This window comes from Chengkuizengella sp. SCS-71B (genome assembly GCF_040100845.1).
Taxonomy (GTDB): domain Bacteria; phylum Bacillota; class Bacilli; order Paenibacillales; family KCTC-33759; genus Chengkuizengella.
Map to the genome: position 1 here is coordinate 1,729,696 of NZ_JAZHSH010000001.1, position 25,950 is coordinate 1,755,645.

Sequence of the window (25,950 nt, forward strand, 5' to 3'; positions counted from 1 at the left end):
TGGAGCAAGTTGAAATCTTAAGTGATTCTTTATTCCAATAAGACTTCTTTTTATAGGAGAAGTCTTATTGGGGATGAAAAATAAAATAGTTAAAGTCAAAGAGGATTTATTCACTTGTCTTTAAGCCCATCCACTACAACTTCTAGTTGTCCTGTTTCTGGGTGGATGATTAAACCATGTACAGGAACTTCGGGAGGAAGAAGTGGGTGATTTTTTACAATAGAGACACTATTTTTTACACTATCTGTTACACTGTCAAAACCTTTTAGAAAACTGGATAATTGGATGCCGGAATGTTCTAAAGATTGTAATGTTTCCTCAGATATCCCGCGATCTGTAATCTCTTCCAGCATACTTTCTGAATTTAGCCCAGTCATGCCACAGTCATGATGTCCTATCACATACACCTCTTCGGCTTTTAATTTATAAATGGCAACTAAAATACTGCGCATCACATTTTCAAAGGGGTGTGTTATAATTGCCCCTGCATTTCTAATGATTTTAGCATCTCCATTTTTAAGATTCATAGCTTTAGTCAACAATTCTACTAAACGAGTGTCCATACATGATAAAATCACCATTTTTTTATTTGGATATTTTGAAGTTTTATATTGTTCATACTCCTTATTTTCTACAAATTGTTGATTAAAATTTAATATTTCTGTTAGATTACTCATTTTCTCTTTTCTCCTGTCCTAGTATTTTTTATGTATAATATTTACTTGTTCCTTCACTATTTTTTGTAAAGGCTCATAGAAGCCAACCACAACCTTCGGCATCATATGCTAATTTAATATATTGTTGATCTGTATTCACTCTATTCATGATTTCATTTATAGCGATTTCTGTTACTGTAATGTGCATTAATATTCACGTCCCTCATTCTATTTTATCATATTTTTTAACCGCGAATATACCTTTTGAATTTAATGAAAGTTATTTGTATACTTAATTTGAAAAGGAGAGTGATTGAATGAGTCTTCAAACATTAACAACATTTAAAGAGTTGGTCAAAAAAATAAATGAATATAACGAAGCACTTTCTGTTCTTTATTGGGATTTAAGAACAGGTGCACCTAAAAAAGGAGTAGAGGGACGTTCTGAAGTAATAGGTATGTTATCTACAGAACAATTTAATCTTTCAACGTCAGAACAAATGGGGGATTGTTTATCCCAGTTATCTGAAACCTCTGTGTTTGCTGGTTTAAATCAAACAGAGCAAAGAAAGGTGACAGAATATAAAAAGGATTATGATAGAAATAAAAAAATTCCAGTTGAGTTATACAAGGAAAATGTCATATTAACCTCAAAATCTGAATCGGTGTGGGAAGAGGCAAAAGAAAAATCTGATTTTTCAATATTCCAGCCTTATTTAGAAAAAGTTGTTGAATTAAAAAAGAAGTTTATTGATTACTGGGGTGTGAAAGGTTCACCTTATGATACTTTGTTAGATATTTATGAACCTAACATTACAACAAGCCAATTAGACCAAGTCTTTGGAATGTTAAGAGAAAGATTAGTTCCATTAGTAACACAAATTGTTGAGTCAACTAACAAACCAGATACTTCTTTCCTTCATCAAACTCTCAGTGAGGAGAAGCAAAAAGAGTTTAGTATATTTGTATTAAAGGAAATGGGATATGATTTTGGAGCGGGTCGATTGGATAAAGCTGTTCATCCATTTATGATTAATTTAAATTTAAAGGATGTCAGAATTACTACAAATTATTATCCGAATGATATTACGTTCTCCCTGTTTTCTAGCTTACACGAAGGCGGACATGCTTTATATGAACAAAATATTTCAGCAGAGCTAATCGGCACAGGGTTATGTACTGGTGCTTCAATGGGGATTCATGAATCTCAATCAAGATTTTGGGAAAACATGATTGGAAGAAGTTTACCATTCTGGAAAAGATATTATAAAAATCTACGTGAGGTTTTTCCAAACGAATTTTCCTCAGTTTCAGTAGAAGATTTTTATAGAGGTACCAATGAATCAAAACCATCTTTAATTCGTATTGAAGCTGATGAATTGACTTATAATTTACATGTAATGATTCGTTATGAGTTGGAAAAAGCGCTCTTTAATGAAGGTTTAAAAGTGGCAGACTTACCTCAAGCTTGGAATGAGAAATACACAGAATACTTAGGAGTCACTCCATCTCATGATGGAGAAGGAGTTTTGCAAGACGTGCATTGGTCAGGTGGGGATTTTGGATATTTTCCTTCATATTCTCTCGGAAATATATATGCAGCACAATTTATGAACACAATACAAAAGCAATTACCTGAGTTTGATGCATACATTGAAAATGGGGATTTATTGCCAATTAAACAATGGTTATCTGAGCAAATTTATCAATATGGAAAGCTGCTGACACCTGCTGAAATCATAAAACAAGTAACAAATGAAGAGATCAATCCAGAATACTTAATTGAATATTTAGAAACGAAATTTAAAGATATATACGAAATTTAATAAAGACAAGATGTATGTTAAATATAGTTCAGCAGGGAAGTTTCCTTGCTGATCTTTTCTTTAAGAAAAGAAATCACATGAGGTGAAAGATCATGGGAATTCGAATCATAAAAACAGCCGTTGCTGCTGTCATTGCTGTTTATCTTGCAACATACTTCAATTTGAATTTTCCTCTCTCTGCAGGTTTATTGGCTATACTAGGTGTTGATGTTACGAAGAGAAGGAGTTTACTGAATGTTTTGCAACGTATTCTTGCTTCCATTTTAGGTTTATTATTAGCTTCATTTCTTTTTGATATCGTTGGTTTTTACATATGGATGATAGGGGTTTATATTTTACTTTCTTATCCGTTTTTGGCAAAAATGAAATTGAAGGATGGGATTGTAACAAGCTCTGTAATTGTTTTTCACGTATTTAGTGAACAATCAATTCATTATGAGGTGATTATAAATGAAATATGGCTGTTAATCATTGGATTAGGCTCAGCTACACTCATAAATTTTTTGTATATGCCGAAAGTAGAAAAGGATTTAAGATCCATTCGTGTACAAGTTGATGGTTTACTCTCTGAAATTTTTAAACAAATGTCAGCTCACTTAACAGATAGTTCTGCGATTTGGCATGGAAAAGAATTGATTGAAGTGGAGAAAAAAATTAATGAGGGTTTGGACTTAGCGACAAGGTTCAGTGAAAATAATTTGTTTCGTCAAGAGAACGGTTGGTTAAGTTATTTTCAAATGCGAGACAGACAAATGGAATCTGTACATAAAATGGTGAACTTAGTAGCACAAGTTTATGAATCTATCCCTCAGGGGAAAATGACTGCTGCAGTTTTTGATGAATTGATCAACGAAGTGAAGGAAGAATATTATAGTGGAAGGATTTTAGATGATCTAAACCATATTGCAACCCTTTTTAAAGAAATGGATCTTCCAAAAACAAGGAAAGAATTTGAGGTTAGATCTGCTATTTTACAACTATGTTTAGAATTGAAAGACTATTTAAACATCGCAAAAAAAGAAAAGAAAAAGTTTTTGTCACTATAGACCAATGTCCTGCATACAATTTTAAAGAATGATTGTATGGAGGAGGTTTATAGGATGTCACTCACAGATAAAGACTTATCGTATAGAGAAATAATTACGAAAGCTGTTTGTGGTAAAGGTCGGAAATTTTCACAAGTAACACATACCATTACTCCACCTCATAAACCAACAAGTGTTTTGGGGGTATGGCTTATTAACCATCAGTATGAAGCGGTGAAATCTGATGATGGCATTGAAGTAGTTGGTACTTATGATATTAACTTTTGGTATTCTTACGACAACAACTCTCAGACGGAAGTAGCTAAGGAAACATTATCGTATGTTGAAGCGGTCCCTTTATCTTATCTAGACCCGAATCATAGAAAAACTACTGCAGAAGTATTTGCTGAGACTACACAAGAACCAAGTTGTGTTGAAGCTAATATCGTAACTTCTGGCAATGCTGTTCGGATCAAAGTTGAGCGTGAATTTAAGGTGGAAATGGTTGCGGAAACAAAAGTTTGTGTATTAGTGAATGAAAATGGTATCGATGATCTAGATGGCGAAAAAGAATTCGATTTTGATTATGACGGCGGAGATTTTGAAGATTTAGATCCAGATCTCTTAGATGATGATATTTAAGTTTAATATTTTTCTTATCATATGTTTCTACAGAGGTTTTGGAGAGGGCGTGAGCCCTTTTTTTCTCTTTAAAAATTTAATAATTTTTATGATGGGCGAAAAAACAGGTGATAAAACATGAATCAATTGTTTTTGTTACATGGCAATGATCCAGCATTAAAAGATTTAATGGCTAATCCCTTAATTCGTCACGGTACCCATCTACCTAAATCCTTATCAAAAGATACTGTGATTATTCAATGGGGTAATGAAACGCGGGTTTCAGATGAGTATAAAGTATTAAATTCCGCCCATTTTATTGAGAAAGTTGCGGATAAAGAACATATGTTAAAAAGCCTCGATCATCAAGGTATTCATGTTCAAACTCCGTTTAGCCAAAATGTTCATTTGCAAGTCTTCTTAGTACCTGTATTTCATTTGAAGGTCTTGGCTCTGTATAGATGTACACTTCATACAGAAAATGTACTTTATCCACAAAATGAAGTGAGTTTTGATTTAAGGAATAGACAACATAGATTAATAGGTCGGTATGCAATCAGGGTGATTTATGCATTAGGTCTGGATTATGGTGTAGTTAAGCTTGGGTTGATTTCTGCAAGGAAGTGTACAGTATTAGATGTAATTCCCACACCAATATTAGACCACAACATGAGAGAGCTATTTTTTAAAGCAATACGCTCATATCATGGGGAACTCATTGAGGAAAGAAAAAGAACAAAAGAAGCGTTGATTGGTTTAGATGTTGAATTTCTATTACGTAATGACAAGGGGAAAATCACCTTTGCTTCTAATTATTTTAACCGAAAAGGAAAAGTGGGTTGCGATTCGGTGTTGAATGGCAACAAGTGGATTTTCCCTATCGCAGAACTTAGACCTAACCCAAGCAAAATACCTAAACAATTAACAATCAATATTTTTAAGCTTATGCATTTTGCACAAGAACAAATAAATGACCCTTCTATTGAATGGTTAGCTGGAGGAATGCCCGTAAAGGGACTGCCTTTAGGTGGGCATATTCATATGAGTCAAATATGGTTGAACTCTTTTTTGTTAAGAGTATTAGATAATTATTTAACTCTGCCAATTATGCTGATTGAAGATAGAACTTCTCTGTTAAGGCGACCTAAATATGGTTTTCTAGGTGACTTTCGCACACAAATACATGGTGGATTTGAGTATCGAAGTTTACCTAGCTGGATTGTTTCACCTAATATTACAAAAGGAGTATTAACGTTGGTTCGTTTAATAGCCGATCATTATTGGGATTTAAAAAGTAGACCATTAAATGATGAAACGATTCAAGCGCATTTTTATAATGGCAACAAAGAAGCACTCTATCCCTATGTGAAAAAGCTTTGGAGTGATCTTGAAGGACTTGATTCATATGCTATTTACAGTAAAGATTTACAAGCATTTAAGAAACAATTATTTGATAAGAGATCTTGGAATGAACAGTTAGATATTAGAACAAGTTGGAGGATTTCTCCCTTTGATACCCTACCTAAAAAGTAGGTTTTTTCTTTTTGAGTTTTCATCACTATAAATGAAGTATTAAATCATGCTATAATAGAGGTTGTTCAAAAAGTCCAATTTTGATCACGATGTAGGCCGATGATGCTATTTCGACATCGAATATTGCACTCACATTTGAAGTCCGGTGCTCATGTAACCAGTCTCTACACTCCGCTCCGGCTCCAGCATGTTCGCACAATCTTCTTGGTGCTGAAAACTGAACTTTTAGAACACTAAATATACAAAAAAAATAGATTGGGGTTCGGTATGGCTAAATATACTCCGATGATAGAACAGTATCTTGAAATTAAAGAGAAGGCGAAGGATGCTTTTTTATTTTTTCGTTTGGGTGATTTTTATGAAATGTTTTTTGAGGATGCAAAACTTGCTGCACAAGAATTGGAAATCACATTAACAGGTCGAGAAGGTGGAGCAGAAGAGAAAATACCGATGTGTGGTGTTCCTTTTCATTCTGCAGAACAATACATCTATAAACTCATTCAAAAAGGTTACAAGGTTGCAATTTGTGAACAAGTACAAAACCCAGCTGAAGCAAAAGGGGTTGTGAAGAGAGAAATTGTAAGAGTGATTACCCCAGGAACTGTCATGGAAGGAAAAATGATAGGGGAAGATAACAATAATTTTATAGTGTGTGTTTCTCACTTTAATGATACATATAACTTAGCGGCATGTGATTTAACAACGGGTGAATTATATGAAACTTCTGGACAAACTTCCTTAGATTTTATCATAGATGAAATAGGTACCTATTCTCCAGTAGAAATTGTATCAGAAGCTTCAACATACTCATATATACATGAAAGAATGAGTCAAAATTCAAGTACAATCTTAATGACGGAATGGAATGCTAAAGATGAACAGTCAGTTAAAGAGCAATTTACAACAAAACTATGGGAGTCATTAAGCTTATCTTCTCAGCATTGTGTAGCTTTACTAATGTCTTATTTAAAAGAAACACAGAAGAGAGCATTATCACACATTACGAACATTCACTCTTATGAACGCAATCAATATATGACGCTTGATCCATTTACTAGAAGAAACCTAGAACTTGTTGAAACAGTTAGGGATCAGTCTAAAAAAGGTTCACTGTTATGGTTATTGGATAAAACAGCAACCTCTATGGGAGCGCGTTTATTGAAGAGATGGGTAGACAAACCTTTAATGAATCTAAATTCCATCAATGAAAGATTAGAAGTGGTAGATACATTAGTTCAGCAATATATTATAAGAGAAGATTTGAGGGAAAAGCTAAAAAATGTGTATGATCTAGAACGATTAGTTGGACGTATCTCTTACGGTAATGCAAATGCAAGAGATCTTGTAGCATTAAAGAAATCTCTAGAACAAGTTCCAGCATTGATTGAGATTTGTAATGATTCTGGGTCAGATAACCTTTCAAGTATTGTTCATTCGTTGGATCAGTGTACTGATTTAAAGGATCGTATCGACGAGGCAATCATAGATGAACCTCCAATTTCTGTGAAAGAAGGAGCGATGATTAAGGAAGGATATCATGATTATCTGGACCAGCTTCGTGAAGCCAGTGTCAATGGAAAACAATGGCTAGCAGAGCTTGAACAAAGAGAAAGAGAAGTTACAGGTATTAAAAAGCTGAAAATAGGTTACAACAAAGTATTCGGATATTTCATAGAAATCACGAAAGCAAATATTAATCTTATTCCAGAGGGAAGATATGAAAGGAAACAAACACTAACGAATGCAGAGAGATTTATTACACCTGAATTAAAAGAAAAAGAAGCATTGATACTAGAAGCAGAAGAAAAAATGGTTGGAATTGAGTATGAGTTATTTAATGATTTACGAAATGAACTTAAATTTCAATTACCAAGATTGCAAATGCTTGCAGGTATCATTTCTACACTGGACGTCTTTCAATCACTGGCTAAAGTTAGTGCAGAAAACGAGTATTGTAAACCTGTGATGACAAACTCTTATGACTTGAACATTAAAGACGGAAGACATCCAGTAGTTGAATCAATATCCAAAGATCAGAGTTTTATAGCTAATGATTCATTGTTTGAATCAGGGGATCAGAACATTTTGCTTATTACTGGACCTAATATGGCTGGTAAAAGTACTTATATGAGGCAGGTTTCTCTTATTTGCATCATGGCTCAAATCGGTTGTTTTGTTCCTGCGTCTGAAGCTACGATTCCAATCATAGATCGGATATTCACCAGAATTGGAGCAGCTGACGATTTAGTAAGTGGTCAAAGTACGTTTATGGTAGAAATGAAAGATATTCAAGTGATGACTGAAAAGGCTACTGCCAAAAGTCTTGTCATCATTGATGAATTAGGGAGGGGGACCTCAACAAGTGAAGGCATGTCCATTGCCCAAGCTGTTATAGAATTTCTTCATAATGAGATAGGATGTAAAACATTAGTTTCTACTCATTTTCATGAACTGGCACATTTAGAAAAGCATTTACCATTCTTAAAAAATTACAGTATGTCAGTAAAGGAGAGTGGAGATGAAGTTACATTCTTACGCAAATTGATAAAAGGTGCAGCAAGCACAAGTTATGGGATTTATTGTGCTCAAATAGCAGGTATTCCTAATTCCATTATTGAAAGGTCTTATCTTTTGTTAAACACTTTTGAATCTCGTGACGTGAATAACGATTCAAATGGTCTGATTGACAATGTAGTGCGTGAGACTGCCGTTACTGAGCAACCTGTAGTGGAATCACCTTTGATGCAAAACAAAGTTGATACCATTCAAATGAGCTTATTTGAAGAATTAGAGGGTAATAATACAGAAGTAAATGACAAACAGAAAAAGGAAAATAAAGATAACGTGATTGAAAAGGAACTTCGGTCGTTAGATTTATTAAATATTACACCGTTACAAGCTATTCAATTCTTGTCAGATTTAAAATCTAAACTTTAATTCAATATGTGTTAAGAGCAGATCACTAATCGTTAAAAATTATGGGAAAAGGTGATAATACAATGAAATTATTTAAAAAGCTACGAACGTTTACAACTTTAGTTATTATGATTGCTTTACTGTTACCAACAGCTGTTTTTGCAGAGGAAAATGAATTTAGTTTCGAGCAGATGGCTGAAATATTTGAAAAACTTAGTGATTATCATGTAAGTGGAGTTAGTGAAAGTGAATTATCAGAAGCCGCAATAGAAGCTATGCTGTTAACATTAAAAGACCCTTATACTGAATATTTTACAGAAGAAGAATGGGATGCTTATGAAAGTAGTTTACAGCAGAACTATGTTGGAATTGGCGTTCAACTAAATGAGGATGAATTAGGCATTTTTATTGAGGTTGTATTTCCCGGCTCTCCAGCCGAAGCAGCAGGACTAAAGTCAGGAGACTATTTTGCAGAAGTAAATGGAGAATCCATGATTGGCATTGAGATGAGTGAATTGATAAGCAAGGTAAAAGGACCTGAAGATACTACTGTTAACATTACGGTCAAAAGAGATCAGGAGATGATTGGATTTGAACTTACTCGTAAACAAATTCAATTACCTGTTATTACATCAGAATCCTTTGATGGCGGTGTTGGATATATACAATTGACAAGTTTTACTGACAAAGCAGGTGAATTATTTGCACAAGAACTTGAAGCTCTCCAGGAAAAAGAAAGTTTGAATGGTTTAGTTGTTGACCTTCGAAATAACCCAGGAGGCTATTTACATGCAGCTTTAAAAATAGCAGAGCAATTCATAGAAGACGGGGTATTGATGTATACAAGTGATCAGAATGGAGACAAAGAGGTGATTAAGATTGAAGATGGTGAATCTCTTTCTATCCCAGTAGTTGTTTTAGTTAATGGAAACAGTGCAAGTGCCTCTGAAGTATTGTCTGGGGCTTTACAAGATTATGAAATTGCAACGATTTTAGGAGAGCAAACATTTGGAAAAGGAAGTGTGCAGAATCTTCTGCCTTTATCAGACGGTGGTGTATTAAAAGTAACAACATATGAGTATTTAACACCAAATCAAAATAAAGTGAATCAGGTTGGAATTACACCTGATATTGAAATAGAGAATGGTGCTGCACAACTTATAAGGGGATTATATGAAGCCGGAGAAGAACAAATAGAAGTAATCATAGAAGATGATAGCTGGGAACTTAACGGAGTAGAATTTAAGACAATTATTGATGTCATTGAAGAAGATGAGAACAAGTATGTTTCTTCAAGAATTTTATCTGCTATCATTCAAGGTGAAATCAACTGGAACCCAGAACTAAAAGCAGTTGAAATCACTACAGAAGAAACATCAGCTACTTTTCCAGTAGTTAGTGAAGGGTTAATGAATGTTAACGGAACAACTTATATTGATTTAAGTGATTTTGAGAAGCAATTCCCCAATTTTAATTGGAGAGTTAATGAAGATATTATTACATTAGATGTAGATTAAGGAGTATTTTATGGGGAAAATTCACATTTTAGAGGAGCAAATAGCGAATCAAATTGCAGCAGGTGAAGTAGTGGAAAGACCTTCTTCAGTAGTAAAAGAATTAGTAGAAAATTCTATTGACGCTCGTAGTACGAAAATTGATGTTTCTATTGAAGAAGGTGGTCTTCAAAGTATCAGGGTGACGGATAACGGTTCTGGTATTGAGAAAGAGGATTGTGAATTAGCGTTTTTACCTCATGCAACTAGTAAAATATCATCCAGTAAAGACTTGTTTCAAATTCGCAGTCTTGGATTTAGAGGAGAGGCGCTTCCTAGTATTGCGGCTGTTTCTAAAATGTCATGTATCACCTCAACTCAAAATACTGGATTGGGTTATCAGATTGTCAATGAAGGCGGAGTATTAAGAACAATTGGGGAAACAAGAGCTTCTAAAGGTACGGACATTACAGTAAAGGAATTATTTTATAATACACCTGCTAGATTGAAATATGTAAAAACTATTCAAACTGAATTAAATCATATTTCTGATTATATTTATCGATTAGCATTAGCGTACCCTAAGATTCGATTTACTTTAACTCATAATGCGAAAATACTATTGCAAACACTAGGTAATGGAGATTTGTTGCAAGTGATTGCTGCTATTTATGGAAGAACGATTGCAAAAGCGATGGTTCATGTGGAAGCTAGCGATATGGATTATTCTTTATCTGGATTCATAGCAAAGCCTGAGATGACTCGTTCAAATCGTTCATCTATTTCTTTCATCGTAAATGGCAGATATATTCGTAATCCTTTTCTGAATAAAGCCATTTTAAATGCGTATCATACGCTGTTACCCATTCATAGGTATCCGATTTGTGTTCTTCATATTCAGATGAATCCAACATTATTGGATGTGAATGTACATCCAGCAAAACTGGAGGTTAGATTTAGCAAGGAAAAAGAGTTAATGATGTTTTTGGAGCAAGAGCTTAGAAAAGTACTTCAACAGCAAGTATTAATTCCAGCAGCGAAGGAGCCAAAAAAGGATAAAACAGTAGTCATTCAGGAAAAACTAGATATATATTCAAATCATAAAACTAAGGATAACTATAAAACTCAGAATAATTACTCTACAATCAATGAAAAAATAAATACAAGTGACCGGCTTTTAACAGATACTAACCGCAATAAACAAAGTTCAATGGATTATAATGATCAACATCAACATCATAAACCGAAAAATAAAATAAATAATGACAAAGGTTATACTAGAGCAAATAACAATACTTCAAGAGAAGTAGTGAATCAGCTTATGTCTTCTCATGATCAATCTAAAGAGAAACATACAAGTGGATTACCTGATTTTCCAAAGTTGTATCCAATTGGCCAAATGCATGGTACATATATTATTGCACAAAATGAAACAGGACTATATCTTATAGATCAGCATGCAGCGCATGAACGAATTAATTATGAATATTATTACCAAAAATTTGGTAATCCGGAACCCGTTAGTCAAGAATTATTGCTGCCTATCACATTAGAATTCACTCCTTCTGAAGTGGAGTTGTTAAAGGACCGTATACATTATTTTGAACAGGTTGGGGTGCGACTGGAGTTCTTTGGAGGTAAAGCTTTTCGAGTAAGCTCATATCCTTATTGGTTTCCAGAGGGTGAAGAAAAAGAAATTATTACTGAGATGGCTGAGTGGATTATGTCAGAGAAAAAAGCCATTGATATTGCAAAATTAAGAGAAAAATCCTCTATTCTGTGTTCCTGTAAAACTTCCATAAAAGCAAATCAATATTTAAGTTCGAGTGAAATCGAAGCATTGTTAGATAAATTAATTGATTGTCGAAATCCTTATACATGTCCTCATGGAAGACCGATAGTGATTAGTTTCTCTACGTATGAGTTAGAAAAAATGTTTAAAAGAGTGATGTGAGTAATGATTATATCTACATCTTATGATGCTTCCATAAATATCATTGAAAAATCTAGATTCTTGGCTAAAGAATTGAATGCAACATGGATACCGAGAAAGAAAAATACGATAACAAAAATTAAAAAAATGTACGACAATCAACCATTGTTGGTTGTTTCTCAAATTGAACTGAAATATTATGGAGAAAATAATACAGATTCACCTTTATTTTTTCATCCTAGCAGTTCATATTTTCGTATAAAACGATTGATGAAGGGTGAACATGATCCTTTAATTAAATATTCTGGGGCAAAATCAGGAGACATTGTATTAGATTGTACTGCTGGGTTAGCATCCGACTCAATTGTTTTCTCTTATGTTACAGGTTCAACAGGAAAAGTAACTTCATTAGAAAGCGAAAAAATTCTCTATACTTTGATTAGAGAGGGGCTGCAAAGTTATGAATCAGAACTTGTAACAGTTAATGATGCAATGAGACGTATTAAAGTTAAACATACAGATCATGAAAGTGAATTGATTCATATGGAGGATAATAGCGTAGATATTATATATTTTGATCCAATGTTCAGAATTCCGATTCAAGAAGCAAGCTCTTTCAAACCAATGAGAGGTATTGTGAATTCATCACAAATCAGTTTAAAATCGATGGAGGAAGCTAGAAGAGTTGCAAGAAAAACTATCATAATCAAGGAAAAAAAACGTAGTCCAGAGTTTGAAAGACTTGGATTTAATACAATATATACTACATATTCACAAATAGCTTACGGAGTGATTGAAATTTGAATGGAGCTACTACAAAACCAAAACTTTTAGTATTAATTGGTCCAACTGCTGTTGGTAAAACAAAAATGAGTTTAGACATTAGCAAGCAATTTGACTGTGAAATCATTTCTGGGGATTCCATGCAGGTTTATCGAGGTTTGGATATCGGTACTGCTAAAGCATCCGTAGAAGAAAGAACCATGGTGCCTCATCATCTTATTGATATTCATGAACCTGATGACCCTTTTTCAGTATCAGATTTTCAAGACAACGCCAAAAAAGCGATACTTGATATTACAGCACGTGGACATTTACCATTTATCGTTGGAGGGACGGGATTATATATTGAGTCCCTTTGTTATAATTTTTCGTTTAGTACTGCTGGGTCTGATGAGACATTTAGAGCAGAACAAAAGAAGTTTGCTGATGAACATGGTGAGAAGGCTTTATATGAGAAATTAAAAGAAATCGATCCTAAAGGTGCAGAAAATATTCATTTCAAGAATGTAAGGAGAGTGATTAGAGCACTGGAAGTTTACCACCTTACAGGTAAACCGTTTTCAGAAAACACGAGAAATGAACTCAAAGATTCACCTTATCAACTCTGTATTATAGGACTGACGATGGATAGATCTATCCTATATCAACGAATAGAGCAGAGGATAGATCAAATGATAGAACTTGGTTTGATTGATGAAGTAAAGAACTGCTTAGCTCTTGGAATGACGAAGGATATGGTTTCTATGCAGGGGTTAGGATATAAAGAAATCATCTCATACTTAGAGGGAGACATTAGTCTGGATCGAGCAATATATTTATTGAAAAGAAATACGAGAAGATTTGCCAAAAGACAGTTATCTTGGTTTAGGCATATGGATGCTATTAATTGGATTGATATAACTAATTCTGAAAATTATGATGCTCATTTGACACAAATTCATGATATAATAGAGGAAAGATTACAGTAAATTCTGAATATACTTTTTAAATACTCCAACATATTTAATTATGTATGAAGAAATGAATTTAATAGGGAGGGTTCCATTAATGAATAAATCCATTAACATTCAAGATACTTTTTTGAATCAACTTCGTAAAGAAAGTATCTCTGTAACAGTGTATCTAACAAATGGTTTTCAACTTAGAGGACTCATTAAAGCTTTCGATAATTTTACGATTGTTATTGAAAGTGAAGGGCGTCAACAAATGGTTTATAAACATGCGATTTCCACTTTTACACCTCAAAAAAACGTATCTTTGATGTCAGATAATCAAAGTGAAGTTTAAATTATTTTAGCTGGAAAACGTTTTACATAACCATGCTCTGAAACAACCCAAAAAATATTGGGTTGTTTTTTTCACGTATAGGGCATTTTTCTTAGAATTGGCAATTGTACAATTATAGGTGAAGGATATTATCGATAAAATTAAATATCCTTGACCAATATACTTTATCGTTGGTGAAGACTTCAGACATATTATAGATATGGTTGATTTAGATTGTAAAATTAAAAATAAAGGGAATTAGTGGTCTTAATTTAGTAATTTTCTTAGAAATTAATAATTAACGGTATTAGGTGGTCTTATTCAATCATTATTTGTAACATTTTCATCATTTTCGTTAAAAATCCACAATTTAAGACCACAAATTACCGCTATTTAATTATGGAGTTGCAAAAAACATAGTTTAAGACCATAAATTCCTTTATTTTAAAATGGGATGATTGGGTGCCAAGTTGACCATATAATTATAGTCGTAATCGTGGGAGTTTATGATCTGATCACTAAACTTTGATATGAATTAAGCTTGTGTTGACGCATACTGTTTTCCCATTTGTCATCTAGATCATTTTACTTTATCTAGATGTATTTTATTTTATCAATTTAGATAAACACGAACATTTTTATTGACAGGACAAAAAATATTCATTTATTATTAGATATATAAATAATAAAATGAATTTTTCAATAAAATGTTCGTATATCCTTGTGGATATGGCGCAAGGGTTTCTACAAGGAACCATGAATTCCTGACTACGAATGGATACTTTTTAGTGTACCTGTATCTGTTCTTGTAGTCAGGATTTTTTTATGAGTATCTATTAGGGTGTAGGAGGAAAAAAGAATGGAAAAATATGATCTTATAATAATTGGAGCAGGTCCTGCTGGAATATTTGCCAGTTATGAAATGACGATAAAAAAGCCTAGTGCAAAAATTTTGTTAATAGATAAAGGGCATGATATTTATCGCAGAAGATGTCCAATTTTAGAAGGGAAAATTGAGTTTTGTCCTCCCCCAGCAGGAAAAAAAGATTATGCAGGTTGTCTTCCAGCTTGTTCTATAACAGCAGGTTTTGGAGGTGCTGGTGCGTATAGTGATGGAAAATTTAACATAACAACTGAGTTTGGTGGATGGATGACAGACTATCTCCCTCCGTCAAAAGTCCTAGGGTTGATTCAGTATGTAGATAGTATTAATCTACGACATGGGGCGACTGAACACATTACCGATCCTACAACAGAGGCTGTAAGAAATATTGAACAAAGAGGGTATGCTGCTGGTTTGAAGCTGCTCAGAGCTCAAGTAAGGCATCTAGGAACGGAGCAAAACCTTGAAATCCTGAAATCAATTTATGAGTATTTAAAAATGAGAATTAATATGATGTTTAAAACTGAAGTAGAAGATATAATCACTGAAAAAGTGAATGGAGATCATGTTGTAAAAGGAGTATATCTTAATGGAGGGCTGCAATTCCAAAGTGACACGGTTATGATTGCGCCTGGACGAGATGGTTCTAAATGGCTGTCTGGAATATTTAAAAGCAGAAGGTTGAAAATGGTTAACAATCAAGTAGATGTGGGTGTGAGGGTTGAAACTTCAGATGTTGTTATGAGAGAAATTAATGAACATTTATACGAGGGGAAATTTATTTTTAATACGAGTGTAGGTACACGTGTTAGAACTTTTTGCAGTAACCCTTCAGGGCATGTTGTAGTCGAAAACCATAGTGGAGTAATGGCTGCAAATGGGCATTCATATAAAGATCCTAAACTTGGTTCATCCAATACGAATTTTGCTTTATTAGTATCACACAAATTTACTGAACCGTTTGATAAACCGAACGAATATGCAAGAGAAATATGCCAGCGTGCAAATGATCTGTCTAATGGAGGGGTCATTGTTCAAAAGTTTGGGGATATTAAGAAAGGTCGGCGTTCTACGGATCAAAGAATTAAAGAAGGGTTTCTTGAACCCACTCTGAAGGAAGCTGTTCCAGGTGACCTTGGGTTGGTATTGCCATACAATACGATGGTTAGTTTGATTGAAATGGTAGAAGCTTTGAATGAAGTAACACCAGGAATTGCATCAGAGCATACTCTCTTCTATGGTGTTGAAGCTAAATTTTATTCAGCAAGACCTAAGTTATCCGAAAACTTTGAAACGGAAATAAAAGGGCTATACTGCGGTGGAGATGGTGCAGGTATTACACGGGGGCTTGCTCAATCTGGTGCAGCAGGTGTGTGGATAGCAAGAGATATAGTCAATAACAAAATGTAACGAAGTGGGTCCGTCTTGGCATCCGATGTGTTGAATGTCAATGTTATTCTCATTTGTTCACTTTTGTGGGTGTATGATGATTGTGTTAAAATAAGAGTTATACTTTAAATACTTTTTATATTTAATTGGTTTTTGTGTTTATTTTGAGCTTTTTAACAACAGGGAGTAGATCAACATGGAAAATAAGTCATCCTCAAACGAAACTGTGAACCAGGAAGAAGAAAGTACTAGACAAAAAGAAAATAAAAGAAATATGAAGAAGTTCTTTAAATGGCTCACAATATCTATCATGGTATTTATTGCACTTTTATTTGTGGGTTATTTGCTGATTATTTTTAACGGTGAAAGATTATTAAAAGAGAATTTAAAAAAGATGGATATGTTAGAAGCCTCTATTATTTATGATCAAAATGGAAAGGAAATTAGAAAACTTTTTAAGGAAAATAGAGAAATTGTCAGTTCAACTGATATTCCAGAATTAATGATTGATGCTTTTATAGCGACTGAAGATAAGCGTTTTAATGAACATGGAGGTGTAGATCCCTGGGCAATTGGAAGGGCACTTTATAAAGATTTAGTGTCAGGGGAAATTGTTGAGGGAGGCAGTACAATTACTCAGCAGCTTGCAAAAAACATGTTTCTCTCATCAGAAAAAACGATATTTAGAAAAGTACAAGAAGCCTCTATTGCAATTGCGCTTGAAGATCAATTTACAAAAGAAGACATCTTAGTAATGTATTTAAATCAAATCTACTTTGGACAAGGGAATATTTACGGAGTAAAGACAGCTTCTAAGTCATATTTTGGTAAGGATAATTTACATGATTTAGAATTGTGGGAAGTTGCCACATTAGCGGGTATACCCAAAGCACCTTCCTATTATAATCCAATTGATGATCCTGAAAAATCCAAAGAACGAAGAGGGATTGTATTACAGCTTATGTATGATCAGAATATCATTGCCAAATCAGAGATGACTGAAGCGAAGAAAGTGGATTATCAACCGATTGAAGGAAAAAAGCAAAATAATGTGTCCTTCATAGATTATGTCATAATAGAAGCTGCTAATAAAGCCGGGATTTCTGAAGATGAACTTCGTGAGGGCGGTTATAGAGTACACACTACATTAGATAAAAACGTACAAGAAGTTTTAGAACATACGTTTGCTGAGGACCAATGGTTTCCTGAAGGTGGCCCTGAACAACAGGTACAAGCTAGTATGGTGATTATGGATCATCAGAACGGTGAGATCAAAGGTATGATAGGGGGAAGAGATACGGTACAAAAAGGATTGAATCGAGTGATCATTCCTCGTCAGCCAGGATCGTCTTTTAAACCTATTGCTGTTTATGCACCTGCATTAGAAACAGGATCATGGCAGCCGTATTCTTATTTAACGGACGAGCCAATAAAGTTTGGAGATTACGCTCCAAAAAATTATTATAACAGGTATCTAGGTCGAGTCTCAATGGTTAAAGCGATAGAGGATTCTATCAATATACCTGCCGTTTGGTTATTAAATGAAATAGGAATTCAAACTGGGATTGATTTTATTAATAATGTAGGGATCGAGCTTAATGATAATGATCGTAATTTATCCATTGCCTTAGGTGGACTTACTACAGGAGTGACACCACTAGATATGGCAGAAGCATACAGTAGTTTTGCAAATAATGGGACATGGATTGAAGCAACCACTATCCGTAAAGTGATCAATGATTTAGGTGAAACCATTTATTTATCCGAGCCTGAAACTAAAGAAGTAATGTCTAAACAAACTGCCTACTACATGACAAAAATGATGGAACAAGTCGTTCAGAAAGGAACGGGAACAAAAGCACAATTGGATCGATCAGTAGCGGGTAAAACTGGCTCCACTCAAATAGGGTTAGCAGAAGTAACTGATCCAAATGCAACGCGTGATCTATGGTTTGTAGGTTATACTCCAGAATGGACAGCGGCTGTATGGATGGGCTTTGACAAAACGGATGCACAGCATTATTTAAAAGTGACTAGCAGTTATCCTGCCCAGCTTTTTTCACAAGTTATGTCTCAATCGCTTGTAAATGTACCTCCAAGCTCGTTTATCAGACCTGAAGGGGTAAATGAACTAGTTGAACCACCTTCAGCTGTGAATGACTTAGTTGCTTTATATGATGAAATGAATGAAGTAGTTGAATTAACATGGTCACCTGTCAAAGGAAATGAAAACTTATATCTTGTATACAAAAAAGAAAAGAAGGATAAAAATTATGAACTTGTATTTACAACTCCAGATCCATATATAATTGATATTGACATTCAAGAGAAAAAAGAATATGAGTATTATGTTATTACTTATAATAGTGCATATGAATTGTTCAGTAGGAAATCAAATACGGTAATGGTTGAAATCCCTAAAGATAGAGATGGATTTTTCTTTGATGATTTACCTTCTTTATTTGACTAATCAGAAAGACTAGATATTTGTATTGGAGAAAAGTTTAGTGAAGTTAATGAAAGTTTAGTGACATTTAAGAGTGATTTTACTTTTTAAAGTAAAAAAAGGGTAGAAATAATTGTGTTTGGTTCAGAAATTTGGATATAATGATGAAGGAAAAGAAGTAGATATTATGAAAAATCTAGGAGGCACAGGAAATATGACAACGAATCTTCCACCAAAAACTTGTACAATTGAAAGAATGGTTACAGATAAGGACGATGTAAAAAGAGTATTAAATGGCGAAAAAACAGCTACTAGAAGAAACGGTAGATATGCAGATATTGGAGAAATCATGGAGCTAGAAGGAAATAGATATGAAGTTTATAACGTATATCAGCAATCATTAGGGGATATGCGAGATGAACACGCTCAAACTGAAGGTTATTCGGATATGAAATCTTATAAGGATAAAATCATGTCACTTCATCCTGGAATGCCTTGGTTGCCTCAAATGCAAGTATGGGTACACGAATTTCGTAAAGTAGACTAAATTATATTTATGAATTCTTGATTACCTAACTAGAAGCAGTGTTCTCATTATGAAAACACTGCTTTTGTATGTATTGCATTCAAATTGGGTTTTGTATCATATCATTCATTAATGTAATCAAATTAGGAGGAAGGTCTACATATGTATACAATTTATGTTATTATTTTATATTTACATATATTTAGCGTAATCCTATCTATTGGTCCTATCTTTATTTTATTCCCTTTGTTAAATAAGCTGAAACATCAAGTAGATATTGAAAAAACAGTCTTAGAATTAATACGTATTATTGTGAGATTATCTAAACATGCTGGTCACGTATTGGTAACAACCGGAATTTTATTAATTTGGTTAGGTGGATGGAACTGGTTAGATTCATGGATTGTTATGACAGTGCTCGTGTTGATGTGTTCTATTTTTTTTATGGCGCGTGCCTTTTCACCTACCATTAGAAAAATAGAAAAAAAGGAAGGAAATCGTATTAATCTAATTCAAAAACTTAAACGATCAATCATTTATTACATCTCTATTTTATTAATTGCAATGTGGTTTATGGTGCAGAAACCCGTTTTGTGGTGAGATGTTGAGTTGATAAGAGGAGAGCAAAGTAGTCGTTTTCTTTAGAAAAACTACTTTGCTCCACAGGATTTTTATTCACTCAATATTATCCATTATCGTAACGGGTCTAGCTAATTTTTTAATATTTAAAGTATATATTCCTTCTTCAACTACTTTCTCAGATTCTCCTAAGATATCTCCAGGAACGATAGCTAACTGTGATACTGGAAGTTCAAACTCTACCGTGGTCGTTTCATTCGGTTCAAGATGTACTTTTGAAAATGCTGCTAATTTTCTAACAGGAGTAAGGACAGAACTTAATTGCTGATCAACATACAATTCAACGGTTTCTGATCCTGCTAGCTCGCCACGATTTGTTACATCAACAGAAACTTTTATAATACTATCCATAGTGCCTTCTTCATCTACCTTAAAGTTGCTGTAGTTAAACTTGGAATAACTTAAACCATATCCAAACTCATACAGAGGCAAATATGCCTTTTCATTCAATGTACTTTTTGGATAATGGTTGTAAAACATAGGTAATTGTCCAATTTCATTTGGCCAGCTAAAAGCAAGTTTACCGCTTGGATTTTCTTTTCCAAATAATACATCTGCTAAAGCATTGCCGCCTTCTGTACCAGGTAGGTATGCCATAATAAACGCATCCATATCCCCGACAAGATCGGTCACGATTAGAGGTCTCCCTGCAACTAATACACCGACAATAGAAGTTTCAGTTTGTGCAAGCTTTTGAATCAGTTCTGCTTGGTCACTAGGGACTGCTGCATTCGTAGTGTCCCCATCAAATTCTGCATAAGGATCTTCACCAAAAACAACTATGGTGACATCTGCTTGTTTTGCTGCTTCAACTGCTTTGGCTGTATCTTTTTCGAAAAGTACATTTGTTTCTGGTGAGGCAGAGTTTTGAATCCCTTCAAGGAAGCTGACTGCAGGGGGAACCCCTTCTCCTGTTAATCCTTGCCAACCTATCGTCCATCCTCCCATTTGATTTGCGATATTGTCAGCGCTAGGACCTGTGACAAGAATCGTTTTTACCTCTTTTGATAATGGTAGGACACCGTCATTTTCTAACAAGGTTAAACTTTCAACCGAAGCTTGTCTTGCTAGTTCTCTATCTTGGTTTAAAGTGAGAGCTTCCGTTGTATCAGGATCTATATAGGGTTTTTCAAACAATCCTAATTCAAATTTTAAAATAAGTATTCTTGATACTGCATCATCAATCCGTTCCATTGGAATGAGTTCTTCATTTACTGCTTCTATTAGGTTTTTTGTATAGTCTTCAATCCCAACAGGCAGCATGGACATATCTACACCTGCATTGATACTTCGTGCTATAGAGTCCTTATAATTGTCAGTAATTTGATATTGACTATGCAAACGAATGATATCCTCCCAGTCGGTTACAATCACGCCCTCAAAACCCATTTCTCCTCTTAATACATCTGTTAATAAATATTGAGATGCATGAACCGGAACTCCATTGATAGACCCGCTATTAACCATGACTGTTTTAGCTCCATCAGCAATCGCTTTTTCAAAAGGGGGATAGAATATTTCTCTAAGTGTACGCATAGGGATTTCTGCAGATGAACGATCCTGACCATTTAAAGGTTGTGAATAGCCTAAAAAATGTTTAGCGGTAGCTGCAACTTTTCCAGTTAAACTTATATCTTCTCCCTGATGTCCTATAATAGAAGCTGATACCATTTCCGAAACAAGATAAGGATCTTCACCAAATGTTTCATAGAAACGACCCCAGCGCAAATCACGACCTACATCTGCAACTGGAGCAAAGTTCCAATGTATGCCAGTTGATCGAACGCTTTTCGCTGTACTAGCACCTAACTTTTTAACTAGCTCTGTGTTTCGTGAGGCGGCCAGCCCTAGGTTATGTGGAAAAATCGTTGCTCCAACGACATTGTTATGGCCATGCACTGCATCAACACCGTAAATAACAGGAATGCCAAGTCGTGAATTTTCAATTGCACTTTTTTGAATTTCATTTGTCATCTCAGCCCAGAACTTGGGCTCATTTGAAACAGGAGTCGTTCCTCCTCCACTTAGTATAGAACCTACATGGTAGTCTTTAAAGGTCTTAACTAACCATTCATCATTTAATGGACCTGCGTCCCATTCTGAGTTTCCTTGAAGTTGTGTAACATTGACCTGTGTCATTTGTCCTGCTTTTTCTTCTAATGTCATGCGAGATAATAAATCTTGCACTCGTACATCAATGGGCTGAGTAGCATCCTTATATATAAGCTCTCCTCCTTCTAGTAGTTGACTCCCATCTTCTCTATCATTATTAAAGAAAAATATAGCAGCAATAATAATCAAGATTAGGGATAAAATACCTATAAAAATTGATTTTGAATTCATGGTTCTCACTCTTTTCCGCCTCTCTTTGATACACATATAGTTATTGAAATTGATTTCAATAACTATATTATGGATTAACTGTATTGCATATTCAAGGCATAGGTGTTTTTTAGATGATAACATTTCGAATAGCTTGTTCTTCAATCTTCAAGCTTTGGTCTTTGTTTTCTTGAATAAGCCCTTGGCAAATGATACAATTTTTTTATTAAAAATGGATGGAGATGGACGTAAAAATGAAAATGAAGCCATGTATACAATTATTCACTTTAGTTATGATTTTAGTAGTTATGTTAACTGGGTGTGCATCAGATCAAACTGGAAATGAAAACGATAAAGAAAATAAAAGCTGGAGCCAACCTCCTGAAATGCAAATCGATCCTTCAAAGAATTATGCTGCAGTTATCCATACTTCTAAAGGAGAATTTACGGTTCAATTGTTTGCGGACACAGCACCAGTCACAGTGAATAGTTTTGTCTTTTTAGCAAATGAAAACTTTTATGAAGGGATTACGTTCCACAGAATAATTGAAACTTTTATGATTCAGACAGGAGATCCAACAGGTACAGGTAGAGGAGGTCCTGGTTATCAATTTGAAGATGAATTAGAGACACCTCATTTATATGAACCTGGCATAGTTGCCATGGCAAATAGCGGACCAAATACGAATGGTAGTCAATTTTTTATTTGCACTGGAGAGGACAGTCGAAATCTAAATTTAGCTCCAAATTACACTATTTTTGGAAAAGTAACAGAAGGGATGGATACAGTTATAAATATAGCTCAAACACCTGTAACTATGAATCCAAACGGAGGAGATTCCACCCCTAGTTTACCTGAGGAAGAAGTAACGATTGAGTCTATTGAAATCATCGAATCCTAAACAAAACTGGATTATTTTCAATGAAGATGAAAGGAAGAAATTTCTCGTGGAAAATCTAAATCATCATAGAGCATGTTTACTCATTCATGGATTTTCGGGTGGTTCATTTGAAGTGGATCCATTAGCTGCATATTTGAGAGAACAAGGGTGGATTTGTCATGTACCCACTTTACCAGGGCATGGAGAACATTTAAAGGATTTAAAGAATATAAAGTATCATCAATGGATGGAAGCAGTGAAAAAAGAAGCAGTAAAAATGTCTGAATTATATTCTCGATTTGATTTAGTTGGATTTTCAATGGGTGGTGTACTCGCTGCTTATATAAGCAATCACTTTCCAGTAAAGAAGTTAGTGCTTTTAAATGCCGCAGTGATTTATGTTAGTCCAGGCCGATTTATGAAATTGACTTATAAACAAATGAGAAATAAAGATTGGAGTCGGTTTAAAAAAATAAATGGCGTTCCTCTGTCTGCTACTTGGCAATTTATACAGCTAGCCCATCGTTTAAGAGTTGAATTTAGTAAGGTGCATACTCCAACTTTGATTGTGCAGGGACAACAAGATCATATTGTACATCCATATAGTGCTAGCTATTTAAAACGGATCATACCAGCAGAAGAAAAATCAGTCGTATATTTCCCGTTGTCCACTCATGTCATATGTTTAGGTAAAGAAGCGGAAGAAGTTTTTGAGACAGTAGGAGGGTTTTTGAAGTGAGAATGAGCAGCAGTATTCAATTAAATACTAAACGAAAAATGAATAACAGATCTAAGCTATTTAAAGTAGGCAGTGTATTTTTACTTATGTTTATTTTATGGGCAGGTTATGTTCAGTGGAAAATCCAATCTGTGGAGCAAATGCAGTTGCCAACATCCTCAGATGTAGGTATTGTGATGGGTATGGCATTAGGTGAGAATAATGAAGCTACTCTAGGGTTAAAGGAAAGATTAGATCATGCATTTGATTTATATGAAAAAGGGTATTTTGAAAATATTATTGTATCAGGTGGTTTAGATGCAAATGGTGCCACAATTACCGAGGCGGAAGGCATGAAACAGTATTTAGTATCAAAAGGCATACCTGAAGAAAAAATTATGGAGGAAAGAGAAGCTACTAGTTCATATGAGAATATATTGTATAGCCGAAATATTATGAAGGAACACGGTTTCGAATCCACAGTTGTTATTACGCATGCATATCATGGGGCAAGAACTTTAGATGTTGCTCAATTTTTAAATTTAACGGAACCTGTGGTGTCTACTACACAATCAGAAGTCATGTTCATGCCTTATCACAAAAGCAGAGAGACATTAGCTTATACAAAATGGCTGATGGATAAAATGTTATTCAAAGTGGGTGTGAAATGAATTAAGGATTAAATGAAGGGGAAAACCCTCCATTCCTTAGTTTTATAATCTTGATCTATAATTAATGAAAGGACGAGGTGATTTATATTACAGAAAGATTGAAACAACAAATGGAATTTATTATAGAAATCGATAAACTAAAGACCATTTTAAGACAAACAAATGTCATAGGAGAGACTAGGCGGGAAAATGATGCAGAACATTCCTGGCATTTAGCGATGATGTGTCTGGTTTTTTATGAATACGCAAATGAAAATAGTGTGAATATGTTAAGAGTTTTAAAGATGCTGTTAATTCATGACATTGTGGAAATTGATGCAGGCGATACGTTTGCTTATGATGATAAAGGACATGAAGACAAAAGGGAACGAGAAGAACTAGCTGCGAAACGATTATTTCATTTATTGCCTAAGGACCAAGCTCTAGAATTTATACAACTCTGGGAGGAGTATGAGGAGAGAAAAACACCTGAATCTCGTTTTGCACTTACTTTGGACAGGCTTCAGCCCATGCTTCTGAATTATCATAATCAAGGTGCTGCTTGGCAAAATCATAAAGTGACAGGAGACAAAGTATACAATAGAAATAAAATCATGGCAGAGGGTTCAGAAACTTTGTGGGGATATGCGGAGCAGTTAATACGTGACGCTGTAGATAAAGGTTATTTATTGACTGAATAAAATTGAACTAAATATAAAATAAAAAATCTATTCAAGTAAAAAAAGGATGATTATTCATTGTCTGAAATTATGTTAACTTGGGACATATTTACCATCATCGGAGTTGTTGCCTTTGCAGTCAGCGGATCCATTGCTGCTATGGAAGAAAGATATGATATTTTAGGTGTGATCATTCTAGGGCTTGTAACTGCTTTTGGTGGTGGGGCGACTAGAAATTTATTATTGGGTATCCCGATATCAAACCTATGGGAACAAGGAAACTTATTCGTAATCGCCATTATTTCCATGCTTATTGTCTTTTTACTTCCAAACCTTTGGTTTCATTTTATTAAACAATGGATGTTTTTTGATGCTGTTGGATTAGCGGCTTTTTCGATTCAAGGGGCTCTATTTGCTGTTGATATGAATCTTCCGATTAGTGCTGTCATTGTGGCTGCGTTGCTTACCGGAAGTGGGGGTGGTATCATTAGAGATTTATTAGCAGGTAGGAAACCTTTTATTTTTCGGGATGAAATCTATGGATTATGGGCGATGTTAGTCGGTTTAGTCATAGGTTTAGGCTTGGTTGATTCTCCTATTGGGTTCTATATTGTATTTGTACTTGTTATATTGTTAAGAATGTTATCTGTTTATTATGGTCTTAAATTACCCAAAAAACCAATATATAGAAAAGGACTAAAAAAAGTATAAGTTTAAACAGTATGAACAAAACAAAAATTAGACTCGAAATAGAAATTATTTAC

Annotated in this window: 21 protein-coding genes and 1 riboswitch; of the genes, 19 read left to right on the plus strand and 2 right to left on the minus strand. The window is 34.4% G+C overall.

Going from position 1 to position 25,950, the window contains the following annotated elements; all coding sequences use genetic code 11:
• Positions 1–110: 110 nt before the first annotated feature.
• Entirely contained in the window at positions 111–677 is a 567-nt protein-coding gene (locus VQL36_RS08515) for a carbonic anhydrase (RefSeq protein WP_349248904.1), read from the minus strand.
• A 296-nt stretch (positions 678–973) separates the two neighbouring features.
• On the opposite strand from VQL36_RS08515, the gene VQL36_RS08520 reads away from it, so the two are divergent.
• The 14 genes from VQL36_RS08520 (at position 974) to VQL36_RS08585 (ending at position 19,896) form a co-directional block, all read left to right on the plus strand.
• Complete coding sequence (locus VQL36_RS08520) at positions 974–2,482, plus strand: carboxypeptidase M32 (protein ID WP_349248905.1); 1,509 nt, start codon at positions 974–976, stop codon at positions 2,480–2,482.
• A gap of 92 nt (positions 2,483–2,574) precedes the next feature.
• Positions 2,575–3,528 (plus strand): aromatic acid exporter family protein, encoded by a 954-nt coding sequence (locus tag VQL36_RS08525; RefSeq protein ID WP_349248906.1) that lies wholly within the window; start codon positions 2,575–2,577, stop codon positions 3,526–3,528.
• Positions 3,529–3,582: 54 nt separating this feature from the next.
• A complete protein-coding gene (locus tag VQL36_RS08530; RefSeq protein ID WP_160647765.1) occupies positions 3,583–4,149 on the plus strand; it encodes an outer spore coat protein CotE in 567 nt (188 codons plus the stop codon).
• A 117-nt stretch (positions 4,150–4,266) separates the two neighbouring features.
• Complete coding sequence (locus tag VQL36_RS08535; protein WP_349248907.1) at positions 4,267–5,661, plus strand: putative amidoligase domain-containing protein; 1,395 nt, start codon at positions 4,267–4,269, stop codon at positions 5,659–5,661.
• Between the two features lie 267 nt (positions 5,662–5,928).
• Positions 5,929–8,598 carry a DNA mismatch repair protein MutS gene (gene mutS, locus VQL36_RS08540; protein ID WP_349248908.1) on the plus strand — a complete coding sequence of 890 codons (2,670 nt, stop codon included), beginning with the start codon at positions 5,929–5,931 and terminating at the stop codon, positions 8,596–8,598.
• A gap of 62 nt (positions 8,599–8,660) precedes the next feature.
• Complete coding sequence (locus VQL36_RS08545; RefSeq protein ID WP_349248909.1) at positions 8,661–10,094, plus strand: S41 family peptidase; 1,434 nt, start codon at positions 8,661–8,663, stop codon at positions 10,092–10,094.
• A 10-nt stretch (positions 10,095–10,104) separates the two neighbouring features.
• The gene (gene mutL, locus VQL36_RS08550; protein ID WP_349248910.1) at positions 10,105–12,024 is read left to right on the plus strand and encodes a DNA mismatch repair endonuclease MutL; all 1,920 of its coding nucleotides are present in this window, start codon (positions 10,105–10,107) and stop codon (positions 12,022–12,024) included.
• A gap of 3 nt (positions 12,025–12,027) precedes the next feature.
• Positions 12,028–12,807: a class I SAM-dependent methyltransferase gene (locus VQL36_RS08555; protein WP_349248911.1), complete on the plus strand. Its 780-nt coding sequence runs from the start codon at positions 12,028–12,030 to the stop codon at positions 12,805–12,807.
• A 65-nt stretch (positions 12,808–12,872) separates the two neighbouring features.
• Positions 12,873–13,754, plus strand: a complete 882-nt coding sequence (gene miaA / locus VQL36_RS08560; RefSeq protein WP_413789568.1) for a tRNA (adenosine(37)-N6)-dimethylallyltransferase MiaA — start codon at positions 12,873–12,875, stop codon at positions 13,752–13,754.
• A gap of 79 nt (positions 13,755–13,833) precedes the next feature.
• Positions 13,834–14,073 (plus strand): RNA chaperone Hfq, encoded by a 240-nt coding sequence (gene hfq / locus VQL36_RS08565; protein ID WP_160647758.1) that lies wholly within the window; start codon positions 13,834–13,836, stop codon positions 14,071–14,073.
• 670 nt (positions 14,074–14,743) lie between these two features.
• Positions 14,744–14,843, plus strand: a riboswitch (purine riboswitch).
• A 68-nt stretch (positions 14,844–14,911) separates the two neighbouring features.
• The gene (locus VQL36_RS08570; RefSeq protein WP_349248913.1) at positions 14,912–16,345 is read left to right on the plus strand and encodes an NAD(P)/FAD-dependent oxidoreductase; all 1,434 of its coding nucleotides are present in this window, start codon (positions 14,912–14,914) and stop codon (positions 16,343–16,345) included.
• A 175-nt stretch (positions 16,346–16,520) separates the two neighbouring features.
• On the plus strand, positions 16,521–18,794 hold the full coding sequence (locus tag VQL36_RS08575) for a PBP1A family penicillin-binding protein (RefSeq protein WP_349248914.1): 2,274 nt from the start codon (positions 16,521–16,523) through the stop codon (positions 18,792–18,794).
• A 190-nt stretch (positions 18,795–18,984) separates the two neighbouring features.
• The gene (locus tag VQL36_RS08580; RefSeq protein WP_349251147.1) at positions 18,985–19,317 is read left to right on the plus strand and encodes an ASCH domain-containing protein; all 333 of its coding nucleotides are present in this window, start codon (positions 18,985–18,987) and stop codon (positions 19,315–19,317) included.
• A 141-nt stretch (positions 19,318–19,458) separates the two neighbouring features.
• Positions 19,459–19,896 (plus strand): hypothetical protein, encoded by a 438-nt coding sequence (locus VQL36_RS08585; protein WP_349248915.1) that lies wholly within the window; start codon positions 19,459–19,461, stop codon positions 19,894–19,896.
• A 75-nt stretch (positions 19,897–19,971) separates the two neighbouring features.
• Here VQL36_RS08585 and VQL36_RS08590 read toward each other — a convergent pair whose 3' ends face one another.
• Positions 19,972–22,278, minus strand: a complete 2,307-nt coding sequence (locus VQL36_RS08590) for a beta-glucosidase family protein (RefSeq protein ID WP_349248916.1) — start codon at positions 22,276–22,278, stop codon at positions 19,972–19,974.
• A 233-nt stretch (positions 22,279–22,511) separates the two neighbouring features.
• Between VQL36_RS08590 and VQL36_RS08595 the strand changes: the two genes are divergently transcribed.
• The 5 genes from VQL36_RS08595 (at position 22,512) to VQL36_RS08615 (ending at position 25,897) form a co-directional block, all read left to right on the plus strand.
• Complete coding sequence (locus VQL36_RS08595) at positions 22,512–23,159, plus strand: peptidylprolyl isomerase (RefSeq protein WP_413789496.1); 648 nt, start codon at positions 22,512–22,514, stop codon at positions 23,157–23,159.
• Positions 23,131–23,877 carry an alpha/beta hydrolase gene (locus VQL36_RS08600; protein ID WP_349248917.1) on the plus strand — a complete coding sequence of 249 codons (747 nt, stop codon included), beginning with the start codon at positions 23,131–23,133 and terminating at the stop codon, positions 23,875–23,877. The genes VQL36_RS08595 and VQL36_RS08600 overlap by 29 nt, the downstream gene beginning before the upstream one ends.
• A gap of 2 nt (positions 23,878–23,879) precedes the next feature.
• Positions 23,880–24,527 carry a YdcF family protein gene (locus VQL36_RS08605; RefSeq protein ID WP_349251149.1) on the plus strand — a complete coding sequence of 216 codons (648 nt, stop codon included), beginning with the start codon at positions 23,880–23,882 and terminating at the stop codon, positions 24,525–24,527.
• A 98-nt stretch (positions 24,528–24,625) separates the two neighbouring features.
• Entirely contained in the window at positions 24,626–25,207 is a 582-nt protein-coding gene (locus tag VQL36_RS08610; protein WP_349248918.1) for an HD domain-containing protein, read from the plus strand.
• A 69-nt stretch (positions 25,208–25,276) separates the two neighbouring features.
• Complete coding sequence (locus tag VQL36_RS08615) at positions 25,277–25,897, plus strand: trimeric intracellular cation channel family protein (protein WP_349251150.1); 621 nt, start codon at positions 25,277–25,279, stop codon at positions 25,895–25,897.
• The last annotated feature ends 53 nt before the right edge of the window (positions 25,898–25,950 follow it).

Coding starts and splice junctions, on each gene's coding strand:
- VQL36_RS08515 (WP_349248904.1), bottom strand. CDS start 677: ATGAGTAATCTAACAGAAATATTAAATTTTAATCAACAATTTGTAGAA.
- VQL36_RS08520 (WP_349248905.1), top strand. CDS start 974: ATGAGTCTTCAAACATTAACAACATTTAAAGAGTTGGTCAAAAAAATA.
- VQL36_RS08525 (WP_349248906.1), top strand. CDS start 2,575: ATGGGAATTCGAATCATAAAAACAGCCGTTGCTGCTGTCATTGCTGTT.
- VQL36_RS08530 (WP_160647765.1), top strand. CDS start 3,583: ATGTCACTCACAGATAAAGACTTATCGTATAGAGAAATAATTACGAAA.
- VQL36_RS08535 (WP_349248907.1), top strand. CDS start 4,267: ATGAATCAATTGTTTTTGTTACATGGCAATGATCCAGCATTAAAAGAT.
- mutS (WP_349248908.1), top strand. CDS start 5,929: ATGGCTAAATATACTCCGATGATAGAACAGTATCTTGAAATTAAAGAG.
- VQL36_RS08545 (WP_349248909.1), top strand. CDS start 8,661: ATGAAATTATTTAAAAAGCTACGAACGTTTACAACTTTAGTTATTATG.
- mutL (WP_349248910.1), top strand. CDS start 10,105: ATGGGGAAAATTCACATTTTAGAGGAGCAAATAGCGAATCAAATTGCA.
- VQL36_RS08555 (WP_349248911.1), top strand. CDS start 12,028: ATGATTATATCTACATCTTATGATGCTTCCATAAATATCATTGAAAAA.
- miaA (WP_413789568.1), top strand. CDS start 12,873: ATGAGTTTAGACATTAGCAAGCAATTTGACTGTGAAATCATTTCTGGG.
- hfq (WP_160647758.1), top strand. CDS start 13,834: ATGAATAAATCCATTAACATTCAAGATACTTTTTTGAATCAACTTCGT.
- VQL36_RS08570 (WP_349248913.1), top strand. CDS start 14,912: ATGGAAAAATATGATCTTATAATAATTGGAGCAGGTCCTGCTGGAATA.
- VQL36_RS08575 (WP_349248914.1), top strand. CDS start 16,521: ATGGAAAATAAGTCATCCTCAAACGAAACTGTGAACCAGGAAGAAGAA.
- VQL36_RS08580 (WP_349251147.1), top strand. CDS start 18,985: ATGACAACGAATCTTCCACCAAAAACTTGTACAATTGAAAGAATGGTT.
- VQL36_RS08585 (WP_349248915.1), top strand. CDS start 19,459: ATGTATACAATTTATGTTATTATTTTATATTTACATATATTTAGCGTA.
- VQL36_RS08590 (WP_349248916.1), bottom strand. CDS start 22,278: ATGAATTCAAAATCAATTTTTATAGGTATTTTATCCCTAATCTTGATT.
- VQL36_RS08595 (WP_413789496.1), top strand. CDS start 22,512: ATGAAAATGAAGCCATGTATACAATTATTCACTTTAGTTATGATTTTA.
- VQL36_RS08605 (WP_349251149.1), top strand. CDS start 23,880: ATGAGCAGCAGTATTCAATTAAATACTAAACGAAAAATGAATAACAGA.
- VQL36_RS08615 (WP_349251150.1), top strand. CDS start 25,277: ATGTTAACTTGGGACATATTTACCATCATCGGAGTTGTTGCCTTTGCA.